At 67.6% G+C, this 19904-nt stretch carries 18 protein-coding genes; 11 read left to right on the forward strand and 7 right to left on the reverse strand.

Translation table 11 applies throughout. The features are described from left to right. Nucleotides 1–28: 28 nt before the first annotated feature. The 4 genes from BM397_RS05805 to BM397_RS05820 form a co-directional block, all read right to left on the reverse strand. Nucleotides 29–1555, reverse strand: a complete 1527-nt coding sequence (locus tag BM397_RS05805) for a sugar ABC transporter ATP-binding protein (RefSeq protein WP_092419635.1) — start codon at nucleotides 1553–1555, stop codon at nucleotides 29–31. Then, nucleotides 1552–2334 carry a DeoR/GlpR family DNA-binding transcription regulator gene (locus BM397_RS05810; protein ID WP_092419638.1) on the reverse strand — a complete coding sequence of 261 codons (783 nt, stop codon included), beginning with the start codon at nucleotides 2332–2334 and terminating at the stop codon, nucleotides 1552–1554. The genes BM397_RS05805 and BM397_RS05810 overlap by 4 nt, the downstream gene beginning before the upstream one ends. Nucleotides 2335–2633: 299 nt before the next feature. Then, complete coding sequence (locus tag BM397_RS05815) at nucleotides 2634–3482, reverse strand: LnmK family bifunctional acyltransferase/decarboxylase (RefSeq protein WP_176806473.1); 849 nt, start codon at nucleotides 3480–3482, stop codon at nucleotides 2634–2636. 160 nt (nucleotides 3483–3642) lie between these two features. Further along, on the reverse strand, nucleotides 3643–4500 hold the full coding sequence (locus BM397_RS05820) for a Rossmann-fold NAD(P)-binding domain-containing protein (protein ID WP_092419644.1): 858 nt from the start codon (nucleotides 4498–4500) through the stop codon (nucleotides 3643–3645). A 120-nt stretch (nucleotides 4501–4620) separates the two neighbouring features. Here BM397_RS05820 and BM397_RS05825 point away from each other — a divergent pair, with 120 nt between their 5' ends. After that, a complete protein-coding gene (locus BM397_RS05825) occupies nucleotides 4621–5520 on the forward strand; it encodes a LysR family transcriptional regulator (protein ID WP_245695943.1) in 900 nt (299 codons plus the stop codon). 4 nt (nucleotides 5521–5524) lie between these two features. Here BM397_RS05825 and BM397_RS05830 read toward each other — a convergent pair whose 3' ends face one another. Both BM397_RS05830 and BM397_RS05835 read right to left on the reverse strand, forming a co-directional pair. Further along, nucleotides 5525–6736, reverse strand: a complete 1212-nt coding sequence (locus BM397_RS05830) for a T6SS phospholipase effector Tle1-like catalytic domain-containing protein (RefSeq protein WP_092419650.1) — start codon at nucleotides 6734–6736, stop codon at nucleotides 5525–5527. Nucleotides 6737–6955: 219 nt separating this feature from the next. Continuing rightward, nucleotides 6956–7216, reverse strand: a complete 261-nt coding sequence (locus BM397_RS05835) for a hypothetical protein (protein ID WP_092419653.1) — start codon at nucleotides 7214–7216, stop codon at nucleotides 6956–6958. Between the two features lie 73 nt (nucleotides 7217–7289). Between BM397_RS05835 and BM397_RS05840 the strand changes: the two genes are divergently transcribed. Further along, a complete protein-coding gene (locus BM397_RS05840) occupies nucleotides 7290–8114 on the forward strand; it encodes a hypothetical protein (protein ID WP_092567368.1) in 825 nt (274 codons plus the stop codon). A 311-nt stretch (nucleotides 8115–8425) separates the two neighbouring features. Here the strand turns inward: BM397_RS05840 and BM397_RS05845 are convergent, their stop codons facing one another. Next, on the reverse strand, nucleotides 8426–8977 hold the full coding sequence (locus tag BM397_RS05845; protein WP_092419663.1) for a TetR/AcrR family transcriptional regulator: 552 nt from the start codon (nucleotides 8975–8977) through the stop codon (nucleotides 8426–8428). A 97-nt stretch (nucleotides 8978–9074) separates the two neighbouring features. Here BM397_RS05845 and BM397_RS05850 point away from each other — a divergent pair, with 97 nt between their 5' ends. The 9 genes from BM397_RS05850 to BM397_RS05890 all read left to right on the forward strand — a co-directional run bounded on the left by BM397_RS05850 (nucleotide 9075) and on the right by BM397_RS05890 (nucleotide 19862). After that, the gene (locus BM397_RS05850; protein WP_092419666.1) at nucleotides 9075–9575 is read left to right on the forward strand and encodes a (2Fe-2S)-binding protein; all 501 of its coding nucleotides are present in this window, start codon (nucleotides 9075–9077) and stop codon (nucleotides 9573–9575) included. Beyond that, complete coding sequence (locus tag BM397_RS05855; RefSeq protein ID WP_092419669.1) at nucleotides 9572–10597, forward strand: FAD binding domain-containing protein; 1026 nt, start codon at nucleotides 9572–9574, stop codon at nucleotides 10595–10597. The genes BM397_RS05850 and BM397_RS05855 overlap by 4 nt, the downstream gene beginning before the upstream one ends. Continuing rightward, the gene (locus tag BM397_RS05860) at nucleotides 10590–12830 is read left to right on the forward strand and encodes a xanthine dehydrogenase family protein molybdopterin-binding subunit (RefSeq protein ID WP_218124839.1); all 2241 of its coding nucleotides are present in this window, start codon (nucleotides 10590–10592) and stop codon (nucleotides 12828–12830) included. The genes BM397_RS05855 and BM397_RS05860 overlap by 8 nt, the downstream gene beginning before the upstream one ends. 134 nt (nucleotides 12831–12964) lie before the next feature. Beyond that, nucleotides 12965–13996 carry an AraC family transcriptional regulator gene (locus tag BM397_RS05865; RefSeq protein ID WP_092419676.1) on the forward strand — a complete coding sequence of 344 codons (1032 nt, stop codon included), beginning with the start codon at nucleotides 12965–12967 and terminating at the stop codon, nucleotides 13994–13996. A 260-nt stretch (nucleotides 13997–14256) separates the two neighbouring features. Then, the gene (locus BM397_RS05870) at nucleotides 14257–16236 is read left to right on the forward strand and encodes a primary-amine oxidase (RefSeq protein WP_092419679.1); all 1980 of its coding nucleotides are present in this window, start codon (nucleotides 14257–14259) and stop codon (nucleotides 16234–16236) included. 3 nt (nucleotides 16237–16239) lie between these two features. Then, the gene (locus BM397_RS05875) at nucleotides 16240–16755 is read left to right on the forward strand and encodes a hypothetical protein (protein ID WP_092419682.1); all 516 of its coding nucleotides are present in this window, start codon (nucleotides 16240–16242) and stop codon (nucleotides 16753–16755) included. A 34-nt stretch (nucleotides 16756–16789) separates the two neighbouring features. Further along, on the forward strand, nucleotides 16790–17728 hold the full coding sequence (locus BM397_RS05880) for a tripartite tricarboxylate transporter substrate binding protein (RefSeq protein WP_092419685.1): 939 nt from the start codon (nucleotides 16790–16792) through the stop codon (nucleotides 17726–17728). Further along, the gene (locus BM397_RS05885; RefSeq protein WP_092419688.1) at nucleotides 17721–18356 is read left to right on the forward strand and encodes a tripartite tricarboxylate transporter TctB family protein; all 636 of its coding nucleotides are present in this window, start codon (nucleotides 17721–17723) and stop codon (nucleotides 18354–18356) included. Before BM397_RS05880 ends, BM397_RS05885 begins: the two co-directional genes overlap by 8 nt. Nucleotides 18357–18365: 9 nt before the next feature. Beyond that, a complete protein-coding gene (locus BM397_RS05890) occupies nucleotides 18366–19862 on the forward strand; it encodes a tripartite tricarboxylate transporter permease (RefSeq protein ID WP_092419691.1) in 1497 nt (498 codons plus the stop codon). Nucleotides 19863–19904 lie beyond the last annotated feature (42 nt).

A 19904-nucleotide genomic window follows, 5' to 3' on the forward strand; every position in this document is an offset into this window, starting at 1 on the left:
TTCCTCCCTTGCGGTCGCCGGGCTGCCGTCAGGCGGCGGCCCCGGTCGACAGCGTCATGATCTCTTCCTGCTGCACCGGGCGGCCCGGCGCGGCGCGGACCTCGCCTGCGATGCGCCCCTCGCGCATCACCAGCACCCGATCGGCGACGCCGACGATTTCCGGCAGTTCCGACGAGATCATCACCACCGCCAGCCCCTCCCGGGCGAGCGCGTCGATGAGCCGGTAGATCTCGGATTTCGCCCCCACGTCGACGCCGCGCGTCGGCTCGTCGAGGATCACCACTTTCGGTTTCGCTTCGAGCAGCCGCGCCAGCAGCACCTTCTGCTGGTTTCCGCCCGACAGCGCGCCGACGTTGAGCTTTGCCGAGGGGGTCTTGATCGCCAGGTCCTTGATCGCCCTGGCGGCCCGGCTGGCGGCGGCGCGGAAGTTCAGCGTTCCGGCCGTGCCCGCGTCCTCCTCCAGCACGCACATCGAGATGTTCTGCTGGATGCTCATGTCGAGGAAGAGACCCAGCGCCTTGCGGTCCTCGGTGAGGTAAACGATGCCCCGTTCCAGCGCCTCGCGCGGGCTGCGTGGGGTGACCTCTTCGCCGTTCAGCCAGACCGTGCCGGAGGTGGCCGGATCGGCACCGTAAATCAACCGTGCCAGCTCTGTCCGGCCCGAGCCGACCAGACCCGAGACGCCCAGAACCTCGCCCTCGTGCACCTCGAAGCCGCACTCCCGCACCAGCCGACCGTCGGACATGTCCGCGACCTTCATCACCACATTGCGTTGGCCCTCCGTGGCGACATGCTCCTTCTTGTAGAACGAGCTGAGATCACGCCCGACCATCATCGCCACCAGCTTCTGCGCCGAGAGTTCTTCGCGGTCGAGCGTGCCGACGTAGCTGCCGTCGCGCAGCACCGAGCAGCGGTCGGACAGGCGGTAGACCTCCTCCATCCGGTGGCTGATGTAGATGATCGCGATGCCCTGCGCGGTCAGCGCGGCAATGACGTCGAAGAGCTTCTCGGTCTCGCGGCTCGACAGCGAGGTGGTCGGCTCGTCCATCACAATGATCCGCGCCTCCGAGGCGAGCGCGCGGGCAATCTCCACCAGTTGCCGCTCGCCCAGCGAAAGGCCGGCGACGCGCGTGTCGGGGCCGAAGTCGACACCGAGCCGGTCCAGCACGGGGGTGGCGAGGCCGATCATACGCGCGCGGTTGACCATGCCCGAGCGCGAGGGTTCGCGGCCGAGGAAGATGTTCTCGGCGACCGTCAGGTTGGGGGCGAGCGACAGCTCCTGGTAGATCACCGCGATGCCGCGGGCGCGGGCCTCTTTCGGATCGCCGGTGGGAACGGGCGTGCCATTCACAAGCACCTCGCCGCCGCGGTCGGCAACATAGGCCCCCGAGAGCACCTTCATCAGCGTCGACTTGCCCGCGCCATTCTCGCCCATCAGCGCGTGCACCTCGCCGGGCCAGGCGGTGAGCGAGACGTTGTCGAGCGCGCGCACGGGGCCGAAGGTCTTGGAGATGTTGCGCATTTCGAGCAGCGGGGTGTCTTCGCGCCGGGTCATGATGCCGCCCCGGAGGTCGCGGCGATGCTGAAGGCGACACCCTCGTCCTCGAGCATGGCGGCGTCACGGTCCGACAGGCCGTCGTCGGTGATCAGCCGGGTCACCCGGCTCAGCGGCAGTGCCACGCTCGACGGGCGTTCGGCGAATTTTCGGCTGTCGACCAGCACGATGATCTCGTTGGCCAACCCGCACATGTCGTTGATGAAGCGCACCAGAAGCGGGTGGTTTTCCAGCAGCCCCTCTTGGCTGACGCCGAGCGCGCCGACGAAGAACTGCGAGGCGTAGAATTCATAGCCGCCGCGCGCCGGGTCGTAGAGGATGCCCGGCTCGCGGTGCAGATCGCCGCCGCCGACGGTCAGCTGGCAGGTGCCATGCTCGCTGAGATAGCCGGCGAGCGGCATGGAATTGGTGAAGACGCGGACGTTGCGATTGGCGATGCGGGTGCCGAACTCGAAGCAGGTCGAACCGCCGTGCACGATGATCAGGCTGCCATCCCGCACCAGTTTCGAAGCTTCGGTGGCGATGGCGCGCTTGGCTTCCACCGCGATGTCGCGGTTCTCGACAAAGGGCAGCGACACGGTCTTGCGACGGGGCCCGCCCTCTGGGGCGGCGAGACCGCCATGCACCTTGCGCGCCGCGCCAGCCTCGTCGAGCTTGTCGATGTCACGGCGCACGGTGGCGGCAGAGACGCGCAACATGAGCTGCAACTCCTTCACCGATACAAAGGGGCGTTCCTCCAGCAATGCCGTGATGACGTGATGACGATGCGTTTCGCTCATCCTCGACTCCTCTCTCCGGGGTTCAGGATGATTGAAAAACATCATTTTGCAAATTGAAACTCAAGTTTCCTGAAGTGTGTATTAAAAACAAGTGTATAATGACGAATGTGTCGCAACTGTTGATGCGGATATTGGATGAATTCGCCATGCGTACGGGAATCACTCGTGCTAGTTGAGCGATTTCGCGCATGCAGCATTCGAAAAGTGAGATATTTTGCTCATGCGAGGGGTGCGGACGAACCCGCGCGGATGGCGGGCACCGGGGCGCGGTTGCCTCTCGGTACGCGAAGACAGCCCGGTCAGTGCCTATAGATGCTTTCGGCGCTGGCGATCACCGCGCCGTCGCTGGCGCGTCTGGCGTGGCTCTGGATTGCCACGGTGGCGTCTGGCGATATCCTTTGAACGCTGGCCCGGGCGCAGATCTCCAGCCGGTCGCCGACGTCGAGGTTCCCGAAGAAATGCACCCTGCGGTTCTGCATGGGATAGCGGCCGGGGATCTCGGGGGCGGCATTGCGCTCGGCCCGTTCGATCATGTCGTGGATATTGGCGAAATACACCAGCCCGACGCCGTTCAGATGCGTGTCTTCGTGGATCTCGAAGGACATGTGCGGCGGACCATCATCGCGCAGCGCACGGTCCCGGTCGTGGCGACCGAGGGTGCGCAGGATCGCCGCGCGGCGCGCCGCGTCATGCCCGTGGTTGGCCTTGTACATGGTTTCGAGTTCCGGCGTGCCCAGCTTGGCGTTCGACCTGCCGTTGCGCCGCGCGAAGCTGGTCAGGATCTCCGTGCTCAGGGCGCCGTCCGGCCCGCGCAGGTCCGACCGGCTGCACCATCCGTTCCGCGCTGTGGGGGCCTCGGTCTGCACGAAGGTGCAGATATCATCCTCGTGGAACGCGCCGGCGTCGCCCTTGAGCGTGCAGGCCACGACCGAGGGCATGACCCGCGCGCCGGTCAGGTCGCGAAGCTCCGAGGGGGTCACGCCCGCCTCTGCCGCGATGGAGAGCCAATGCCTGTGGCAGGCCTCTCTGAGAACCCATGAGCGGTGGACGCCCGTGGCGCTCATGTGGGGCATGCCCAGCCGGATGCTGACCTGTGCGGGGGGCGGTGCCGCCACAGCGGAAGTCTCCACGTTGAGCGTACGAAACATGTCTGGCTCCTTTCGTGCCATTGCAATCGATGCACGTGCGTGGCGTGGGCCGGGCAGGCCGCCGGACGCGCCCTCCGAGTGTCTCCAGCACATTGTTGCAGCAGTGTTTGAATGCCCCAACATCGCGGGCCCGGCGCGCATATTCCGGCGCAAATGCCCGTCAGACATGCGGTTTCAGATGCCCGGCGACGATCTTGGAAAAGGGTGTCGGGGTGAAGCCGGGGAGGTACTCGGCGAGTGTGCGTCCGTCGAGACTGTGCGGATGCCCGAAGAGATAGCGCATCTCCGACAGTTCCCGGGCGAGTTCCCAGACCGGCGACGCCAGCCGCAGCGCCCACCATGGAAAGCGCGTGATGCGCAGGGGGCGACCGGTCTGCCGAGTGATCTCTTCGGCGAACTCCACAAGGCTGAAGCTGTGCCCCGGAAAGGGTATGTCGGCAAAGGTCGGCAGGTCCTGTCGCCGCGACAGCAGGGCCGCGGCCCGGGCAAAGTCCGGCAGGTAGGCATGGGCGCGCCGCACATCCTCGGGGCCAAGCGCCGTGATGCGGCCGCGTGCCAAGGATTTCAGGACGACCCGTCCCATAAGCAGGCCCGGCTGGGCGCCGTCGATGAAATCCCCGGCGCGCAGGATCGTCACCGGTATCCCGGAGGCGCGCCAGGCGGCTTCCATCTCGGCCCGTATCCGCCCCTTGCGGCTGCAGGGCACATGCGGGGTCTCGGCGGACCAGGGCGCCGGCTGGCAGCCATAGACATAGACGTTTCCGGGGATCAGCACCCGTGCGCCGCTAGCGCGGGCGGCAGTCATGGCGAGGCGGGTGATCTTCGGAATTTCATGCGCCCAGTCGTGGTAGTCGGGCGGGTTCATCGCGTTGACGATGAGCTCGACACCCCGAGCCGCCTCGGCGGGATCGGTGCCGCGCCGAAAGTGCCGGACCTGCCAGCCGTCCTCGGCGAAGGCGCGGGCGAAGGCGCTGCCGGAGTGACCCGATGCGCCGAGGATGAGAACGCTGCGTGTCATGATCTGTCCAATACCTGTGGGTCTGAGGGGCGAATGTCTCGGTTCAGGCGAATTTTGCACGTAAGGTTTCGTATGGGTATTGCGTAAATCTGCTGGCCGGCCATTCATGAATGAATGGACATGCGGCGCCTCGACTGGTCACTTCTGCAAAGCTTTCTGCGCGTCGCGACCGCGGGCTCGCTCTCGGCGGCGGCGCGGGCCAGCGGTCTCAGCCAGCCGACGCTCGGCCGCCATATTCGCGCGCTCGAGGCTGCCCTCGAGCAGCCACTCTTCCTGCGCCGTCCGGATGGGCAGAGCCTCACGCCGATGGGCCATCAGTTGCTGGCGCATGCGCGCGAGATGGAAGAGGCGGCCGCGCGCCTGAGCCTGACCGCCGCCGGGGCCAGCGCCCGGATCGAGGGGACGGTGCGGATCACCGCCTCGCGCGTGGTGTCCTATTGGCACCTGCCGCGATTGATCGCGCGGCTGCGCCATGAAGAGCCGGGCATCCGCATCGACCTCGTGGCCTCTGACGTGCCAGAGAACCTGATGCATCGCGAGGCCGACATCGCCCTGCGCATGTTCCGGCCCGAGCGCGGCGATCTCGTTGCGCAGAAGGTCGCCGAGCTGGGCCTCGGCCTCTATGCCGCGAAGAGCTATCTCGACCGGGTGGGCCGGCCTACCACCGCCGAGGCACTGCAGGCGCTGGATTTCGTCGGCTACGGAGAGGGTGACATCATGCAGCGGGTGATGGTCGAGAACGGCTGGAAGCCCCGGCGCGAGAGCTTCCCCGTGCGCTGCGAAGACCAGCTGGTCAACTGGGCGCTGGTCTGCGCGGGCTGCGGCGTGGGCGGCTTTCAACGGGCGATCGCGGATGCCGATCCCCGTGTGGAATACATCGGCGATTTCGTCCGGCTGCCTGCGCTACCGGTCTGGCTGGTGGTGCCCGAGGCCCTGCGGCGCGTGCCCCGCGTGGCGCGGGTCCGGCAGGTGCTGGCCGAGGAAATGGCGCGGATCGGCGGCCAAGGCGGCCGCTCCTGAGGGCTCATGCGGTCTCGGGAGGTTCCGGGTCCGGCTTCGGGTTCGCATCGTCCGGCGGGGGTGGCGGTGGATCGCGGTCGACGCGCCGTTCGAGGTTCTCCGGCCGGTAGTCTGGCACCAGCGCCTTGCGATCGGTGACGGAGGCATGGATCTCGGCATCCGTCGCGATCGGGCGCGGCTCGGATCTTGGCAGGTAGACCCCCGCGAAGATCCGCCGCCAGGGCCATTCCCGATACTTCGCGCGTTTGGGCAGATACTCGAGCACCGGCCAGAATCCGATCATGGAGTCGTTCAGCGGGGCGTCCGCCTTGGCAGGCACGTAGTCGTCGGGGTCCTTCGGCGGGTCTTTGGGGATCAGGTGGTTCACCATCCGGGTGCTGACCTTCAGCCCCTCGGCCACCGCCTCGTCGATCATCCACCTGAGCGGGAATTTCGACAGGCCGCTGCGCGGCTCGGGCCAGCCGCCGCCGACGTCCGAATGCGATCCGGCGAACCAGACCTGCTTCGTGCTGTGCCCGAGATCCTGCGTGTCGAAGGGGTTCGGGTTGCACAGCTCGGGCGGGATCCACTTGTTGAGGCGGAACATCCGCCGCCGCTCGTCGATGGCCATGGCGTGGCGGAAACTGCGGACGCCCTGGTTGGTGCGCGTGTACGGCAGTCTTTGGAGCGAGGGAATGTACATCCGGTCGGCCCGCGGCACGATGACCGAGCTGACCGTGTCCCACGCGCCGACAAAGTGGATGGGGACCCGACGCGAGTTCAGGATGCGGCGGACGCGCCAGCCATAGCTGAGGGAATTCTCGCTGCTGGCCCGCTTGTAGGCCACCAGTGCATGGCCACTCAGGTTCTTCTGGCTCGGCTCAAGCAGCCCGACGAGGTAAATCATCCCCGCCAGGGCGCGCACGGTGTAGGCCCCCCGGCTGAAGCCGAAAAGGAAGATGCGGTCGCCGTCTTCCCAATGTTCGACGAGAAAGTCGTAGGGCTCGCGGATATTCTGGTCGAGCCCCCAGCCGGTCGCCAGCCCGAAGATGACCTTGGCCCTCTGCTTAAAGCGGGCCCAGGCGTCGGAGCTGCTCAGCGTGCCGATGCCGGGATCGTAGAAGACCAGCTGCTCCTCGTCCCGTTTCAGGCAGCGGTAGAGCTTCAGCACGTTCGAGAGGTTCTCCTTGATCTCGTTGCCCGTGCCGTCGCAGCAGATCACGATGTTCTTCGGCATTTGATCTGTCTCCTTCTTGATGTGGGGCGCGTCAGGCCGTGCTTTCGCTGTCGCAAAGGACGACGTGATCGGTGACCTGCATCCAGCACGTCACGCGGTCCCATTGCGCGGAGGGCATTTCGCCGGGAAAGGCGGCGTCTCCGCGCGGGAGGGCCAGAAGCAGCGAATCCAAGTGCCCCTGCCGGTACATGCGGATCGCAACGCGGTTGTCAGGGGGGATCAGCGCGGCCGTCCGGGGCAGTGCTCCTCGTGCAGCAGGGCGAAGGACTCGGCGCTGCGTGCCAGCTCGATGTCGTCGGCGAGGGTCTTGGCGGTGGGGGTGATCCAGTCGATCTCGAAAGACACCGGGTCGAGAAAGACGCTCGATCCTGCGCAATAGGTAAAGTCGCGGCGTTCGGGCGGCGGAATGCCCGCCTCGTCCCGCTGTTTCTGCAGCTCGGCATCGAAGGTGCCGTCGCGGCGCCGGGTGACCTCGACCACCTAGAAGCTCTCTTCCGACGGTCGATGCCAGCGGCGCTGGATCTCTCGCATCGCCCGGACCTCGACGGTGTAGGTGTCCCTGCTGCCGCGGTACAGGCTCCGCGCCGCCGCTCCGGATCCCATCACGAGGGTCAGTGGCCCTGGCGCCTCGGCGCTCTCGGAGCCCTCCCGGACCGGCGTATCGACCGACATCAGCGTGCATGCCGGACGGCGCGATGCCCCATTCGCGGAAGCGCTGCGCGAAGGCGACCCGGCAGCCGTCGCCTTTGATTGGATCGATGTCGAGGTCGCCGCGGGCCTCGCGCAGCTGGGTCTCGAGGATGCCTGGGTAGGAGAACCTCTGAGAGATCGCCACAAAGTCGGAACAGGCTTCGCGAAAGGTATGCACGTCCAGATTGCAAGGCTCGTTGAACCGCGGGTGCAGCCCGTCGAGACGCGCGTCGTTCATCTGGTGCATGATGGTGTGATGCAAATGGCAGAAAACCACCTTGGTGTCGGGTGTGCTTTTCTCTTCCTTCGCAGCTGCCGGAAAATATCCGAACAGGAGCGCTTTCTCTCGCGGACCGTAGTGGGCATTCCGTGCCCCTATTGCGTGCGGATATATGCGAAATCGCCGTGCGAATTGGTCTCGGTAGCGGCCGTCGCGGATCACCCGGCTCGACCAGAGGGCCTTGCTGCCGACCGCGTTCTCGAAGAGGTCGAACGTGGCCATGACGATCGCGTAGACCATTTTTCGGCGGAATCTTGTATTGTTTTCAGCGGCCGAAAACCCATCCTGAACAAAGATAACCGTGTCCGCGAAGTTGGCCGGTTCGTAGAAGGGATTGCGCGCGGGATCGACGTCGACGATTTCAATGTGGGTGCCGACCGGACCCGGACGGAGGCTCGGCTTTCCTAGCGTGTCGATCTCGTGCAGGATTTCAATGAGTATTTCGTTGACGTCCCGGGTGCCGATATCGTCGCGTAGGCTCGGTTCAAATGAATAGCAGCGAAGTCGCCGCTTTCGGGGAAGTGGCGTGCGCAAGGAAATTGTCCGTCCAAAATGACTTTGGCTGGACAATATCACATATCAGGGGGTCTTCGCAGGTTTAATTCGTGTCGCTGGCTCGCGCCGACCCGCCGCCGGGCAGGGCTGTCACAGGCGATGCAGGCAGACGCGGCGGTCGGCCCAGGGCCGGAGATTGGGCGAGGTCAGGGGCTGGGCGCGCCCTAGCGCACGCGCAGCCCATCGAGGAATACGCCGAGCAGAACTTCGGCGCGGGCGGGGTCGGCTCCGGGGCCGTAGTTGAGGCTGAGCAGCACCCGCAGCAGGTCCTCGCTGGTCACGTCGGGCCGCAGGCGGCCCTCGGCGACGGCGCGGGCGTGCAGCGCGGCGACTGCGCCGCGCAGGCGCTGGGATTGGTCGCTGAAGAAGGTCGAATCGGGCTCGAACACCGGTGCGAGCGCGGCGACCATGCCCTTCTTTGTCGCCATCAGCCGCAGCGCGCCGCGCATCCAGTCCTCGAGCTGGTCCTCGGCGGCGCGGCGTTCCAGCGTCTCGACCTCGCGCGCGTAGACCGCCTGGAAAAGCGCCTCTCGCGACGGAAAGTGCCGATAAAGCGTGCCGATTCCGACCCCTGCCTCCCGCGCCACCGCTTCAAGGCTTCCGCCTTCGCGGCCAAAGACCTCCCGTGCGGCATCGAGCAGCCGCTCGCGGTTGCGCAGTTGATCGGCCCGCGGCTTCCTCGCTTTCGGCTTTTCCTGGCCTATTTCGCTTCCCATGCGTCAACTCACTTGAAAACGGAGGGTGCCTCCGTATTTAATGATCCATGGCCGGACCTGCCGGCTTCCCCACCAGCTTATTGCAAGAGAGGGAAAGATGACACCGACGCTCAATCTTACCATCAATGGAGTGCCGCAGCAGATCGCCCTCGACGATCCGCGCGCCACGCTGCTCGACGTTCTGCGCGAGCGGATCGGCCTCACCGGCACGAAGAAGGGCTGCGACCGCGGCCAATGCGGCGCCTGCACGGTGCTGATCGACGGGCGGCGGATGAATTCCTGCCTGGCGCTGGCGCTCTCCCACGACGGTGCCGAGATCACCACCGTCGAAGGGCTCGCCGACGGAGACCAGCTGCACCCGGTGCAGGCGGCCTTCATCGCCCATGACGGCTTCCAGTGCGGCTACTGCACGCCGGGTCAGATCATGTCCGCCGTGGGCCTCATCGCCGAGGGCGAGGCCGGGCTCGATCCGGAACGTGTGCGCGAGGGGATGAGCGGCAACCTCTGCCGCTGCGCCGCCTACGCCGGGATCACCGAGGCCGTGCTCGACGCCACCCGCGAGATCGCCGCGGGCACCGAGAAAAGGGAAACCGCATGAACCGCTTCGAGTACTCCCGCGCCGAGACGCTCGGCGCTGCCGTCGGGGCCGAAGGGGCGCTGCTCGCCGGCGGCACGAACCTGCTGGACCTGATGAAGATCGGCGTCGCCACGCCCGAACGGCTGGTCGACATCTCGCGCCTGTCGCTGGACCGGATCGAGGAAAGCGCCGGCGGCCTGCGCATCGGTGCCATGGTGCGCAATGCCGACATCGCCCGCGACCCGCAGGTGCTGGCGCGCTACCCGGCGCTGGCCGAGGCGCTGCTGTCGGGAGCCTCGGCGCAGCTGCGCAACGCGGCGACGACCGGCGGCAACGTCATGCAGGCCACCCGCTGCAGCTACTTCCAGGACCCGCTGTCGCCCTGCAACCGGCGCGCGCCGGGCAGTGGCTGCGGCGCATTGGGCGGCGCGACCCGGAACCACGCGGTGCTCGGCTGGACCGAGGGCTGCATCGCCGTGCACCCGTCTGACATGTGCGTGGCGCTCGCTGCCTATGACGCGGTGGTCGAGATCACCGGGCCGGAGGGTCTGCGCGAAGTGCCGATGGAAGAATTCCACCCGCTGCCCGACGCCGAAGGTTCCGGCGCGGCGCCACTGGCTCCGGGCGAGATCATCACCCACATCCGCTTGCCCGATCCCCGCGCGCTGGCGCGCAACGCCCGCTACGTGAAGCTGCGCGAGCGCACCTCCTTTGCCTTTGCCATCGTCTCCGCCGCCGCTGCGCTGGCGATCGAGGATGGCGTGATCACCGAGGCGCGGCTGGCGCTCGGCGGCGTCGCCGCCCGCCCATGGCGCTGCCGTGCCGCCGAGGCGGCGCTGAAGGGCCAGCCCGCGACTGCCGCGAGCTTTGCCCGCGCCGCCGAACTGGCCACGGAAGGCGCCCGGCCCTCGGGCGACAACGCCGCCAAAATTCCCCTCGCGCAGCGCATCGCCCTGCGCGCTTTGGAACGGGCCGCTGCCGGAACACCCGAGCGGTTGCCCGCGCTTCCCGCCTCCGTCTTTGCAGGAGATGACAATGGATGACCTGATGAACATGCAGGGCCAGGGCCACGTGCGCCTCGGCTCGAGCGCCGGACAGGCGCTGACCCGGCGCGACGGGATCCTCAAGGTCACCGGCGCTGCCACCTATGCAGCCGACAACCGTCCGGACGGGCTGCTGCACGCGGTGCTCGCCACGGCGGGGATCGCCAAGGGCCGCGTCACCCACCTCGACGTGGCCGCCGCCGAGGCGCATCCCGGCGTGGTCAAGGTCTACACACCTCAGACTGCCCCGAGGCTCGCCGTCAGCCCCGACGAGAAGATCCACCCCTTCGTCTGGCGCATGGAAACCCTGACTGACGACAGCGTGCGCTACGCCGGCCAGCCAATCGCTCTGGTCCTGGCGGAGACCTTGGAGGCCGCCACGGAGGGTGCCCGGCTGCTGGCCCCTCGCTACGAGACCGAGGCGCATGGGGTCACGCTTGACGATGCCGAACCCTTCGAGACCGACACCACCGCCTTCGGTCGACCTGCCGGGCATAGTTCCGGCGATGTGGATGCGGCCCGCGCAACTGCCGCGCGCCACGTCAGCACCACGGTCGAGACCTCGCAGCAATATCATAACGCCATCGAGCCCCATGCGATCACCGCCCGCTGGGAAGGTGACCGGCTGGAGATCGACACGCCCAACCAGGCGATCGGCCTGTCGAAACAGACCTTCGCGGCCTTCCTCGGGATCGATCCGTCACAGATCGTGCTGCGCAGCCCCTTCCTCGGTGGCGGTTTCGGCTCGAAGGCGATCCTCTATGGCGGGCAGATGCTGGCGATCCTCTCCGCGCGCGATCTGGGCCGCCCGGTGAAACTGGTGCTGCGACGCGACCAGATGTACGGCCCGGTCGGCCACCGCGCTCCGACCCGTCAGGCCTTGCAGATCGACCTCGATGCAGAGGGCAACATCGCGGCGCTGGAGCACGACACGGTCACGCTCACCTCGACGTTCGATCAGTTCCTCGAGAGCGCGTCCAACGCCTCGCACAGCCTCTATGCCGCGCCGAACCTGCGCACTTCGCACCGTGGGCGGCGGGCCGACGTGGGCACGCCGGGACCGATGCGCGCACCGGGCGAGGCACCGGGGTCAGCTGCGCTGGAGATCGCAATGGACGCCGCGGCGCAGGCGGCCGGCATGGACCCGCTGGAGTTCCGCCTGAAGAACTACGCCGAGAGCGATCCCTCGACCGGCATGGCGTTTTCCTCGAAGGGCCTGCGCGAATGCTACGCTGAGGCGGCGAAGCTTTTCGGCTGGGCCGAACGCTCTGCCGCGCCGCGCAGCATGCGGCAGGGGCGGCTGCTGAAAGGCTGGGGCATGGGCACGGCGCAGTTTCCCTGCCCGATGTTCCAGGCCGCCGCCCATGCCACGCTGCGCGCCGACGGCAGCGCGGTGATCGAGACCTCGGCCGCCGACATGGGGCAGGGCGCCTGGACCGCGCTGGCGCAGATCGCCGCCGACGGGCTGGGGATCGACATCGACAAGGTGGAGTTCCGCTCGGGCCATTCGGACCTTCCCGACGCGGGGGTCGCCGGGGGCTCGGGCCATACCGCCACCGCCGGGACCGCGCTGTTCAACGCCGGGGCGGATGCGGTGCGGCAGCTCGCCGAGCTGGCCACCAACGATCCCGCCTCGCCGCTCTTCGGCGCGGGCAACGCGGGGGTGACGGCGCGCTCGGGGCGGCTTTATCGCAACGACGACGAGCGTTCCGAAGCCTACGAGGACATTCTTGCCCGCGCCGGGCTGGAGCTGGTCCGCGGCGAGGGCACGGGCGCGCGCGAAGGCGAGCCCGACCGCGCGATGTTCTCGCACGGGGCGGTCTTTGCCGAGGTGCTGGTCGATCCCGATCTGGGGCAAGTGCGGGTCAGCCGCCTGATCGGCGCCTTCGCTGCCGGCCGGATCGTCAACCCGCGGCTGGCGCGCAGCCAGCTGCTCGGCGGGATGATCTGGGGCATCGGTATGGCGCTGCAGGAAGAGGCCGTGCACGACACGCGCAGCGGGCGGCTGACCAATGCCGATCTCGCAGGCTACCATGTGCCGGTGAATGCCGACGTGCCGATGATCGAGGCGCTGACCGTGCACGAGGACGATCCTTTCGTGAACGCGCTCGGCATCAAGGGCGTGGGCGAGATCGGTGTGACCGGCACTGTCGGGGCCATCGGCAACGCGGTCTGGCACGCGACCGGCGTGCAGCCGACGCGCTTCCCGATCCACCCTGAAAGCCTGATCTGACGGGCACATCCCCGGCGCGTTCTTGCATCGCGCCGGGGTGCAGGCTTGCCCTGGGGCGGGGCGCAGGCTTGCGCCGAGGCGGGAGGGCATAGGATAGTGACTGCAGCCACCCCCACCGGACCCCGCCTCGCCCTATGAACATTCCCCGACGCCTCCTCGACGACCGGCCCTTCGTGCGGGCCACCGCGCTCGCGCCGGTGCTGCGGCATTTCGAGGAGCGCGACGAGGATCTCACCGGCATCCTGCAGGCCGAGGGCATCGCCCCGGGCGCCCTGCGCGATCCCTACGAGGAGCTCTCGCTGCCCGCCTACCTGCGCATCTTCGAGGCGGCCGCCCGCGCCGCCCATGACCCGGTGCTCGGCGCGCGGCTCGGACGGTCGATCACCCCGGCGGACCTCGGCCCGACTGGGCTGCTGCTGGCGCAATCGGCGACGCTGCGCCTCGGGATCACCCGCTTCCTCGGGGCACTGGCTGCGTTGCAGAGCGCCACCGAGATGATCTTTTCCGACGCGGCGGACGAGAACGGCTGGCTCGGCATCAGCTACCAGATCCGCGGCGCCGCCAAGACTTCAGGTGCGCAGGACGCCGAGTTCTCGCTCTCCTCGCTCTGCCAGCTCCTGCGCCAGTCCTTCGACCGCCACTGGTCGCCCGCCGAGATCCAATTTACCCATGCGCCTTCGCGCCGGCCTGACCTGCTCGAGCGCCTTTTCGGCGCGCCGGTGCGGTTCGAGCAGAGCGCCAACATGCTGCTCTTCGGCGCCGAGGGGCTCGACACGCCACGCCGCACCGAGGACGCCGGGCTGATCGCGGTGATCGAGCGGCATGTGGCCGACCTCGTGCGGGCGCAGGACCCGGAGATGAGCGTGGCGGACCGGGTGCAGATGGTGGTCAGTCGCAACCTCGGCCGTGCGCCGGTCGACCTTCCGCATATCGCCGGGGCGCTCGGCATGGCGCCGCGCAGCCTGCAGCGGCACCTCGCACAGGAGGGCACTTCGTTGCGGGCGCTGGTGCAGGCCGAGCGCCGGCAGATCGCCGAGCAGCAGCTTGCCCGGCCCGGAACCCGCCTGAAGTCGGTGGCGGCAACCCTGGGCTATTCCGACGAGACGGTGTTCTGGCGCGCCTGGCGGAGCTGGACCGGAGAGGCTCCCTCACGCAGCCGCAGCTAGCCGACTCATCGCCGCGGCCCGCGCGCAATGTTCCCACTCTGCCAACGCCGCGCTCATAGACTGCGACAAATCGCCCATCAAACATGCAGCTGGAAGACAGGTTTCACGTACACGGGCCGTTCTGGCAGCCCCAAGTCCCGTGAAACTGATGCGCGCCACCGTGTTTGGCGCAATTTATCGAATCTATGGCGCATACTGCAATAGATGCACCGTCCGCTCCTCTTCAGCCTTTGGGAAACCGCGACACCCGAGAGGACGAGATGAGCGACACCATCACCGAAACCCCGCCCGCCGAGGCCGCAGCATTGCAAACCGTCAAGCATCCGCTGGACCCGATCACGGCGACCGAGATCACCACGCTGAAAGCCGTGCTCGAGGCCGCGGGCTTTGCCGGGGAGAGCACACGCTATTCCTATGTCATGCTGCGCGAGCCAGCCCGCGAGACGCTGGCCGCCTTCACCTCCGGCGCGGACATCCCGCGCGAGATCGGCGTTCTGGTCACCGACCTCGCGGCCGGGGCATTGACCGAGATCGTCGTCGACATTCCCGCGAAGGCGATCATCCACCAGCGCAGCCTCGATCCCAAGGTCGACGGCTGGGGCCCGGTGCTCGACGAGGATTACGTCGCCGCCGAAGAGATCGCCAAGGCCGATCCGCGCTTTGTCGAGGCACTGGCCAAGCGCGGCATCACCGATCTCGACACCGTTTTCTGCTGTCCGCTTTCGGCCGGCGTCTTCGGCTTCGAGGAAGAGGAAGGCCGCCGCATGCTGCGCGTGCTCAGCTTCCAGGCACCGAGCGCCGACGCCATCCACGCGCTCTGGGCCCATCCGATCGAGGGGGTGGTCTGCCACGTCGATCTCACCGAGCGGAAGGTGCTGCGCTTCGTCGATACCGGCTTCCCCACCGTGCCCGCGCAGAATGACGACTACCTCGATCCGGCCATCGAGAAGCGCACGACCATGAAGCCGCTCAACATCACCCAGCCGCAGGGCGGGTCCTTCACCATGGAGGACAACGTGCTTAGCTGGGAGAACTGGTCCATCCGCGTCGGCTTCAACGGGCGCGAGGGGCTGACCCTGCACGACATCCGCTTCAGGGACGGCGACCGCGACCGCTCGATCCTCAACCGCGCCTCGGTGTCGGAGATGGTGGTGCCCTACGGCGAGCCGCAGCCGACGCACGAGTGGCAGAACTACTTCGACGCGGGCGAGTATCAATTCGGGCGTCTGGCGAACTCGCTGGTGCTGGGCTGCGACTGCCTTGGCGAGATCCACTACGTCGACGCCACGGTGGTCGACGACTTCTGCAACCCTATCGAGATCAAGAACGCCGTCTGCATCCACGAGGAGGACTTCGGCACCCTCTGGAAGCACACCGACATCTTCACCGGTCGTTCCGACGTGCGCCGCCAGCGCCGCCTCGTGGTGTCCTTCTTCGTCACCGTCGGCAACTACGACTACGGCTTCTACTGGTACTTCTACCTCGACGGGAAAATCGAGCTGGAGTGCAAGGCGACCGGCATCGTCTTCACCTCGGGCCGCCCCGAGGGTGACTACGAATGGGCCACCGAGCTTGCGCCGCAACTGGGCGCGCCGCAGCACCAGCACATGTTCTCGGCACGGCTCGATTTTGCCATCGACGGGCTGAAGAACCGCGTCGACGAGATCGACGTCAAGCGCGTGCCGATGGGGCCGGGCAACCCGGTGGGCAATGCTTTCACCCGGCAGATCACCCGGCTGGAGACCGAAAGCGATGCGCAGCGCGTGGCGCGCAACGAGTTGGGCCGGGTCTGGCGCATCTCCTCGGCCGAGGCGACCAACTACCTCGGCGAGCCGACCGCCTATGTGCTGGCCCCCGAAGGGCTGCCTCTGCTGCTGGCGGATGACGCGGCCTCGATCACCCAGCGCGCGGGCTTTGCCACCAAGTCGCTCTGGGTCACCAAGTTCGACCGCGACGAGATGTGGGCGGCGGGCTACACGCCGAACCAGCATCCGGGCGGTGCGGGGCTTCCGGCCTATGCCGCGGCGAACCGCTCGGTGGACGGCGAGGACATCGTGGTCTGGCACACCTTCGGCCTGACGCATTTCCCGCGCACCGAGGACTGGCCGGTGATGCCGGTGGATTACGCCGGCTTCAAGTTGCGCCCCGAGAACTTCTTCGACCGCAACCCGACGCTGGACGTGCCCAAGGACCCGAACGGCGCGAAGTGCTGCCGGTCGAACAAGATCGCGGCGGAGTGAGCCTTGTCCGGCTGGCACCTCTCCCTGCTGGCCCTCGCGGCGCTCGGCACCCTGGCCTGCATGGCCGGGGCAGGTCGGGCGCAGCGCGGGGCGGCGCTGGCCTCGCTGGCTGCCATGGCGCTGGCCATGGCGGGCGGCACCCCGGGGCTGGTGCTGGGGGCAGGGGCCCTGCTGGCGCTGGTGCCGCTCGCGGCCCGTGGCGCGGCCCCAGCGCTCTGCGCGCACCGGGCGGCGTCGAACCTCGTGATGGCCCTCGTGCTGGGGGCGCTCTTTGTCCTCAACGGCAGCGCGCTCTGCGCCAGCGGTGCCATTCCCCTGCTGTCGGCGCAGGGTCTTACCCGCCTGCCGATGCCGGGACCGGACCTCTACCTGCAGGGCGCCGCGCTGGCGCTGGCGCTCTACGCCGCCTTCGGGCTGCTGCTGAGCCTGCGCGCGATCCGCGCCCGTGACCTCGCCCGGCTGGGCGAGATCGCCCCGATGACCTTGGCCACCGCCGGCATGGGCGTGGGCCTCGCCTGAAGAAGAAAAACCAACGATCCAACAGGAGACAGACATGACACGCATTGCCCCTCTCGCCCTCACCGGCGTCCTTGCGGCCCTCCCCGTCGCAGCCCTTGCGGAATACCCCGAAAAGCCGGTGGAGTTCGTCATTCCCTTCCCGCCGGGTGACCTCGAGGACATCCTCACCCGGATGATCGCCGATGAATTCCAGACCGAATACGGCGTCGCCGCCGCGGTGGTGAACAAGCCCGGCGGCGGCGGTGGCCCGTTCCCCGGTGCCGTGGAAGTCGCAGGCGCCCCGGCGGATGGCTACACCATCGGCTCCTTCGTGTCGGACGTGCCGCTCTCGGGCCCCGAGATCGGCATCCCGCAGCTTTCGCCGAACCCCTTCGAGCCGATCGGCATCTTCGTGACCTATCCTTTCGTCATCGCCACCTCGGGTGACGCGCCCTATTCGTCGCTGGACGAGCTGGCCGATTACGCCAAGGAAAACGACGTCGCGCTCGGCCACTTCGGGTCCATGCTGACGCCGACGCAGATCACCTTTGCCGTGGCGCAGGCCAAGGGCTTCGACTTCGCCTACGAGAGCGCCTTCGACGCGCTCGACTGCAACACGCTCGCCTCGGGCGATGTGGACGTGATGAACACCACGCTGCAGCAAGTCTTCCCCTGCCTTGATGACATCAAGGTGCTGGCCTCCATCGGCTCCGAGCGCATCCCGCTGACCCCCGACACGCCGACCGTGGGCGAAGTCGTGCCCGAGCTGAACCTCGCGCTGTGGAACGGGCTTTTCGTGAAGTCGGACGTGCCGCAGGAGGCGCGCGACAAGATCGCGGCCGTGGCCGAGAAGGTCATGTCCTCGGAGGCCGCCAAGAAGCTCGCCGCCGACACCGGCGCGCTGATCTACTGGCAGGACGCGGCGGAGTCCGAGGCGCAGCTCGAGGCCGATATGGCCGCGCGGGCAAAGATCGCCGAGCTTCTCGATGAGTGACCCGATCGCCAAACCGGTGCCGGGCGTGGACATTCCTCCACGCCCGGGCCAGCGCACCGGCACGCGGTTTCAGCGCGTGCTACGCACCATCAGCCCGCGCATCGTCACCGGGGTGCCGCGCCGCGCCGCCGGGCCGGGCGAAGTGGTCTTCGCGGCGGGTTTCTTTTGCCTCTCGCTGATCCTTCTGCTGCTGCTGCCGTTCCAGACCGACTGGCTGCCGCGCACCAAGATCTTCGTGCAGCCGCGCTTCTGGCCCGCCATCGCGATCCTGACCATGCTGGTCTTCTCCGGCGGCCACCTGCTGCGTGCGCTCGCCGCGCATCCCTCGGGCGGCGCATGGGAGGAGATCAAGGGCTGGCTGCGCCCGCTGGAATTCGCGCTGTGGTTCCTCGGCTACGTGCAACTCGTGCCTCAGGCAGGCTACCTGCTGGCAACCATCCTCTTCACCTGCGCAATCAGCTGGCGGCTCGGCTACCGCTCGCTGCGCTGGATGGGGCTCGCCACGCTTTTCGCTCTCGGCACGGTGCTGGTTTTCCGCAGCCTTTTGGGCGTGAACATCCCGTCGGGCGCGATCTACGAGTTGCTGCCGCCGGGCGGTTTCCGCTCTTTCCTGATGACCCGCTTCTGAGGCCCCGCCATGGACATGCTCCTTTCCGGCATCGGCATGCTGATGCATCTTGATGTGCTGCTGGCCCTGCTGATCGGCTCTGTGGGCGGCGTCATCATCGGCGCCATCCCCGGCGTCGGCCCGGCCGTGGCCATCGCCATCCTGCTGCCTGCGACCTTCGCGCTGCCGCCGCTGGTCGGGCTGGTCATGCTGCTCGGCATCTACGGCTCGTCGATGTTCGGCGGCGCGCTGCCGGCGATCCTGATCAACACCCCCGGCACGGCGGTCAACGCGCTGACCACCTACGACGGCCACCCGATGACCAAGCGCGGTGAGGCGCTGAAGGCGCTGGGGCTCGCTTATGGCGCCTCCTTCGGCAGCGGTATCCTGTCGATCCTCGCTCTGATCCTGCTCTCGCCGGTCCTCGCCAAGGTCGCGCCGATGTTCGGCTCGAAAGAAATCTTCCTCGCCGCCCTCCTTGGCCTCGTGCTGGTGGTGATCGCGCACCGGGGGCAGGCGCTGGCGGCGGGCATGCTGGCGGGCTTCGGCGTCTTCCTCGGTACCGTTGGTCTGGAACCGCTGAAATACACCCAGCGCTTCACCTTCGATCAGCCGTGGCTGGCCTCGGGCTTTGACCTGATCGTCGTCGTGCTGGGGCTCTTCGCGCTGAGCCAGGCCTTTCTGCTGCTCTCGGGCCCCGAGGACGCGCCCGATGCCAAGCCGATCAAGGGCTCGATGGCCCGCGCCATGGGCCGCACCTTCCGCCACAAGCGCATCGTCGCGGCGGGCACCGGCTTTGGCGTGCTGATGGGGATGATCCCCGGCGTCGGCGAGTTCACCGCGCAGTTTCTCAGCTACACCTACGCGCAGAAGACCTCGAAGGACCCGGACGCCTTCGGCAACGGCAGCGAGGAGGGGCTGGTCGCCTCGGAGTCGGCCAACAACGCCGTTCCCGCCGCCGCGATGATCCCGCTCCTGGCGCTCGGCATTCCCGGTGAGGCGCTCACTGCCATGATGCTGTCGGTGTTTTACGTGCACAACGTCATCCCCGGCCCGCAGCTTTTCCAAGGGCAGATCGATTTCGTCTATGCGCTCTATGCGGCGATGATCCTGCTCAACGTGATCGTGGTGCTGTTCATGATGGTCTCGTCGAACCTGCTGCTGAAGATCATCCGCATCCCGACGCGCTTTCTGGGGGTGATGATCCTGACGCTGAGCTTCGTCGGGGTCTACAGCCTGCGCAACTCGATCAGCGATTGCGTCATCGCCGCTGTCTTCGGCTGGATCGGGCTGGTGCTGAAACGGCAGGACCTGCCGCCGGTGCCGATCATCCTCGGGCTGGTGCTCGGCGGGATCATGGAGACGAAGTTCCGCCCGGCCATGGCGCGGGTCGAGGTCTTTGCCGATTTCTTCCAGCGCCCGATCGCGGCCTTCCTCGGCCTCGCGATCCTCGCGCTGGTCATCGGCCACCTCGCATCGCTGCGCCGGCAGGCACTGGAGCGGGCGGAGGAGGAGGCCGGGGCTTAGGCTTGCCTCATTTCCCCAAGAAGAACCCCCGCGCCGGTCGGG

The organism is Alloyangia pacifica (assembly GCF_900116195.1).
Classification (GTDB): domain Bacteria; phylum Pseudomonadota; class Alphaproteobacteria; order Rhodobacterales; family Rhodobacteraceae; genus Salipiger; species Salipiger pacificus.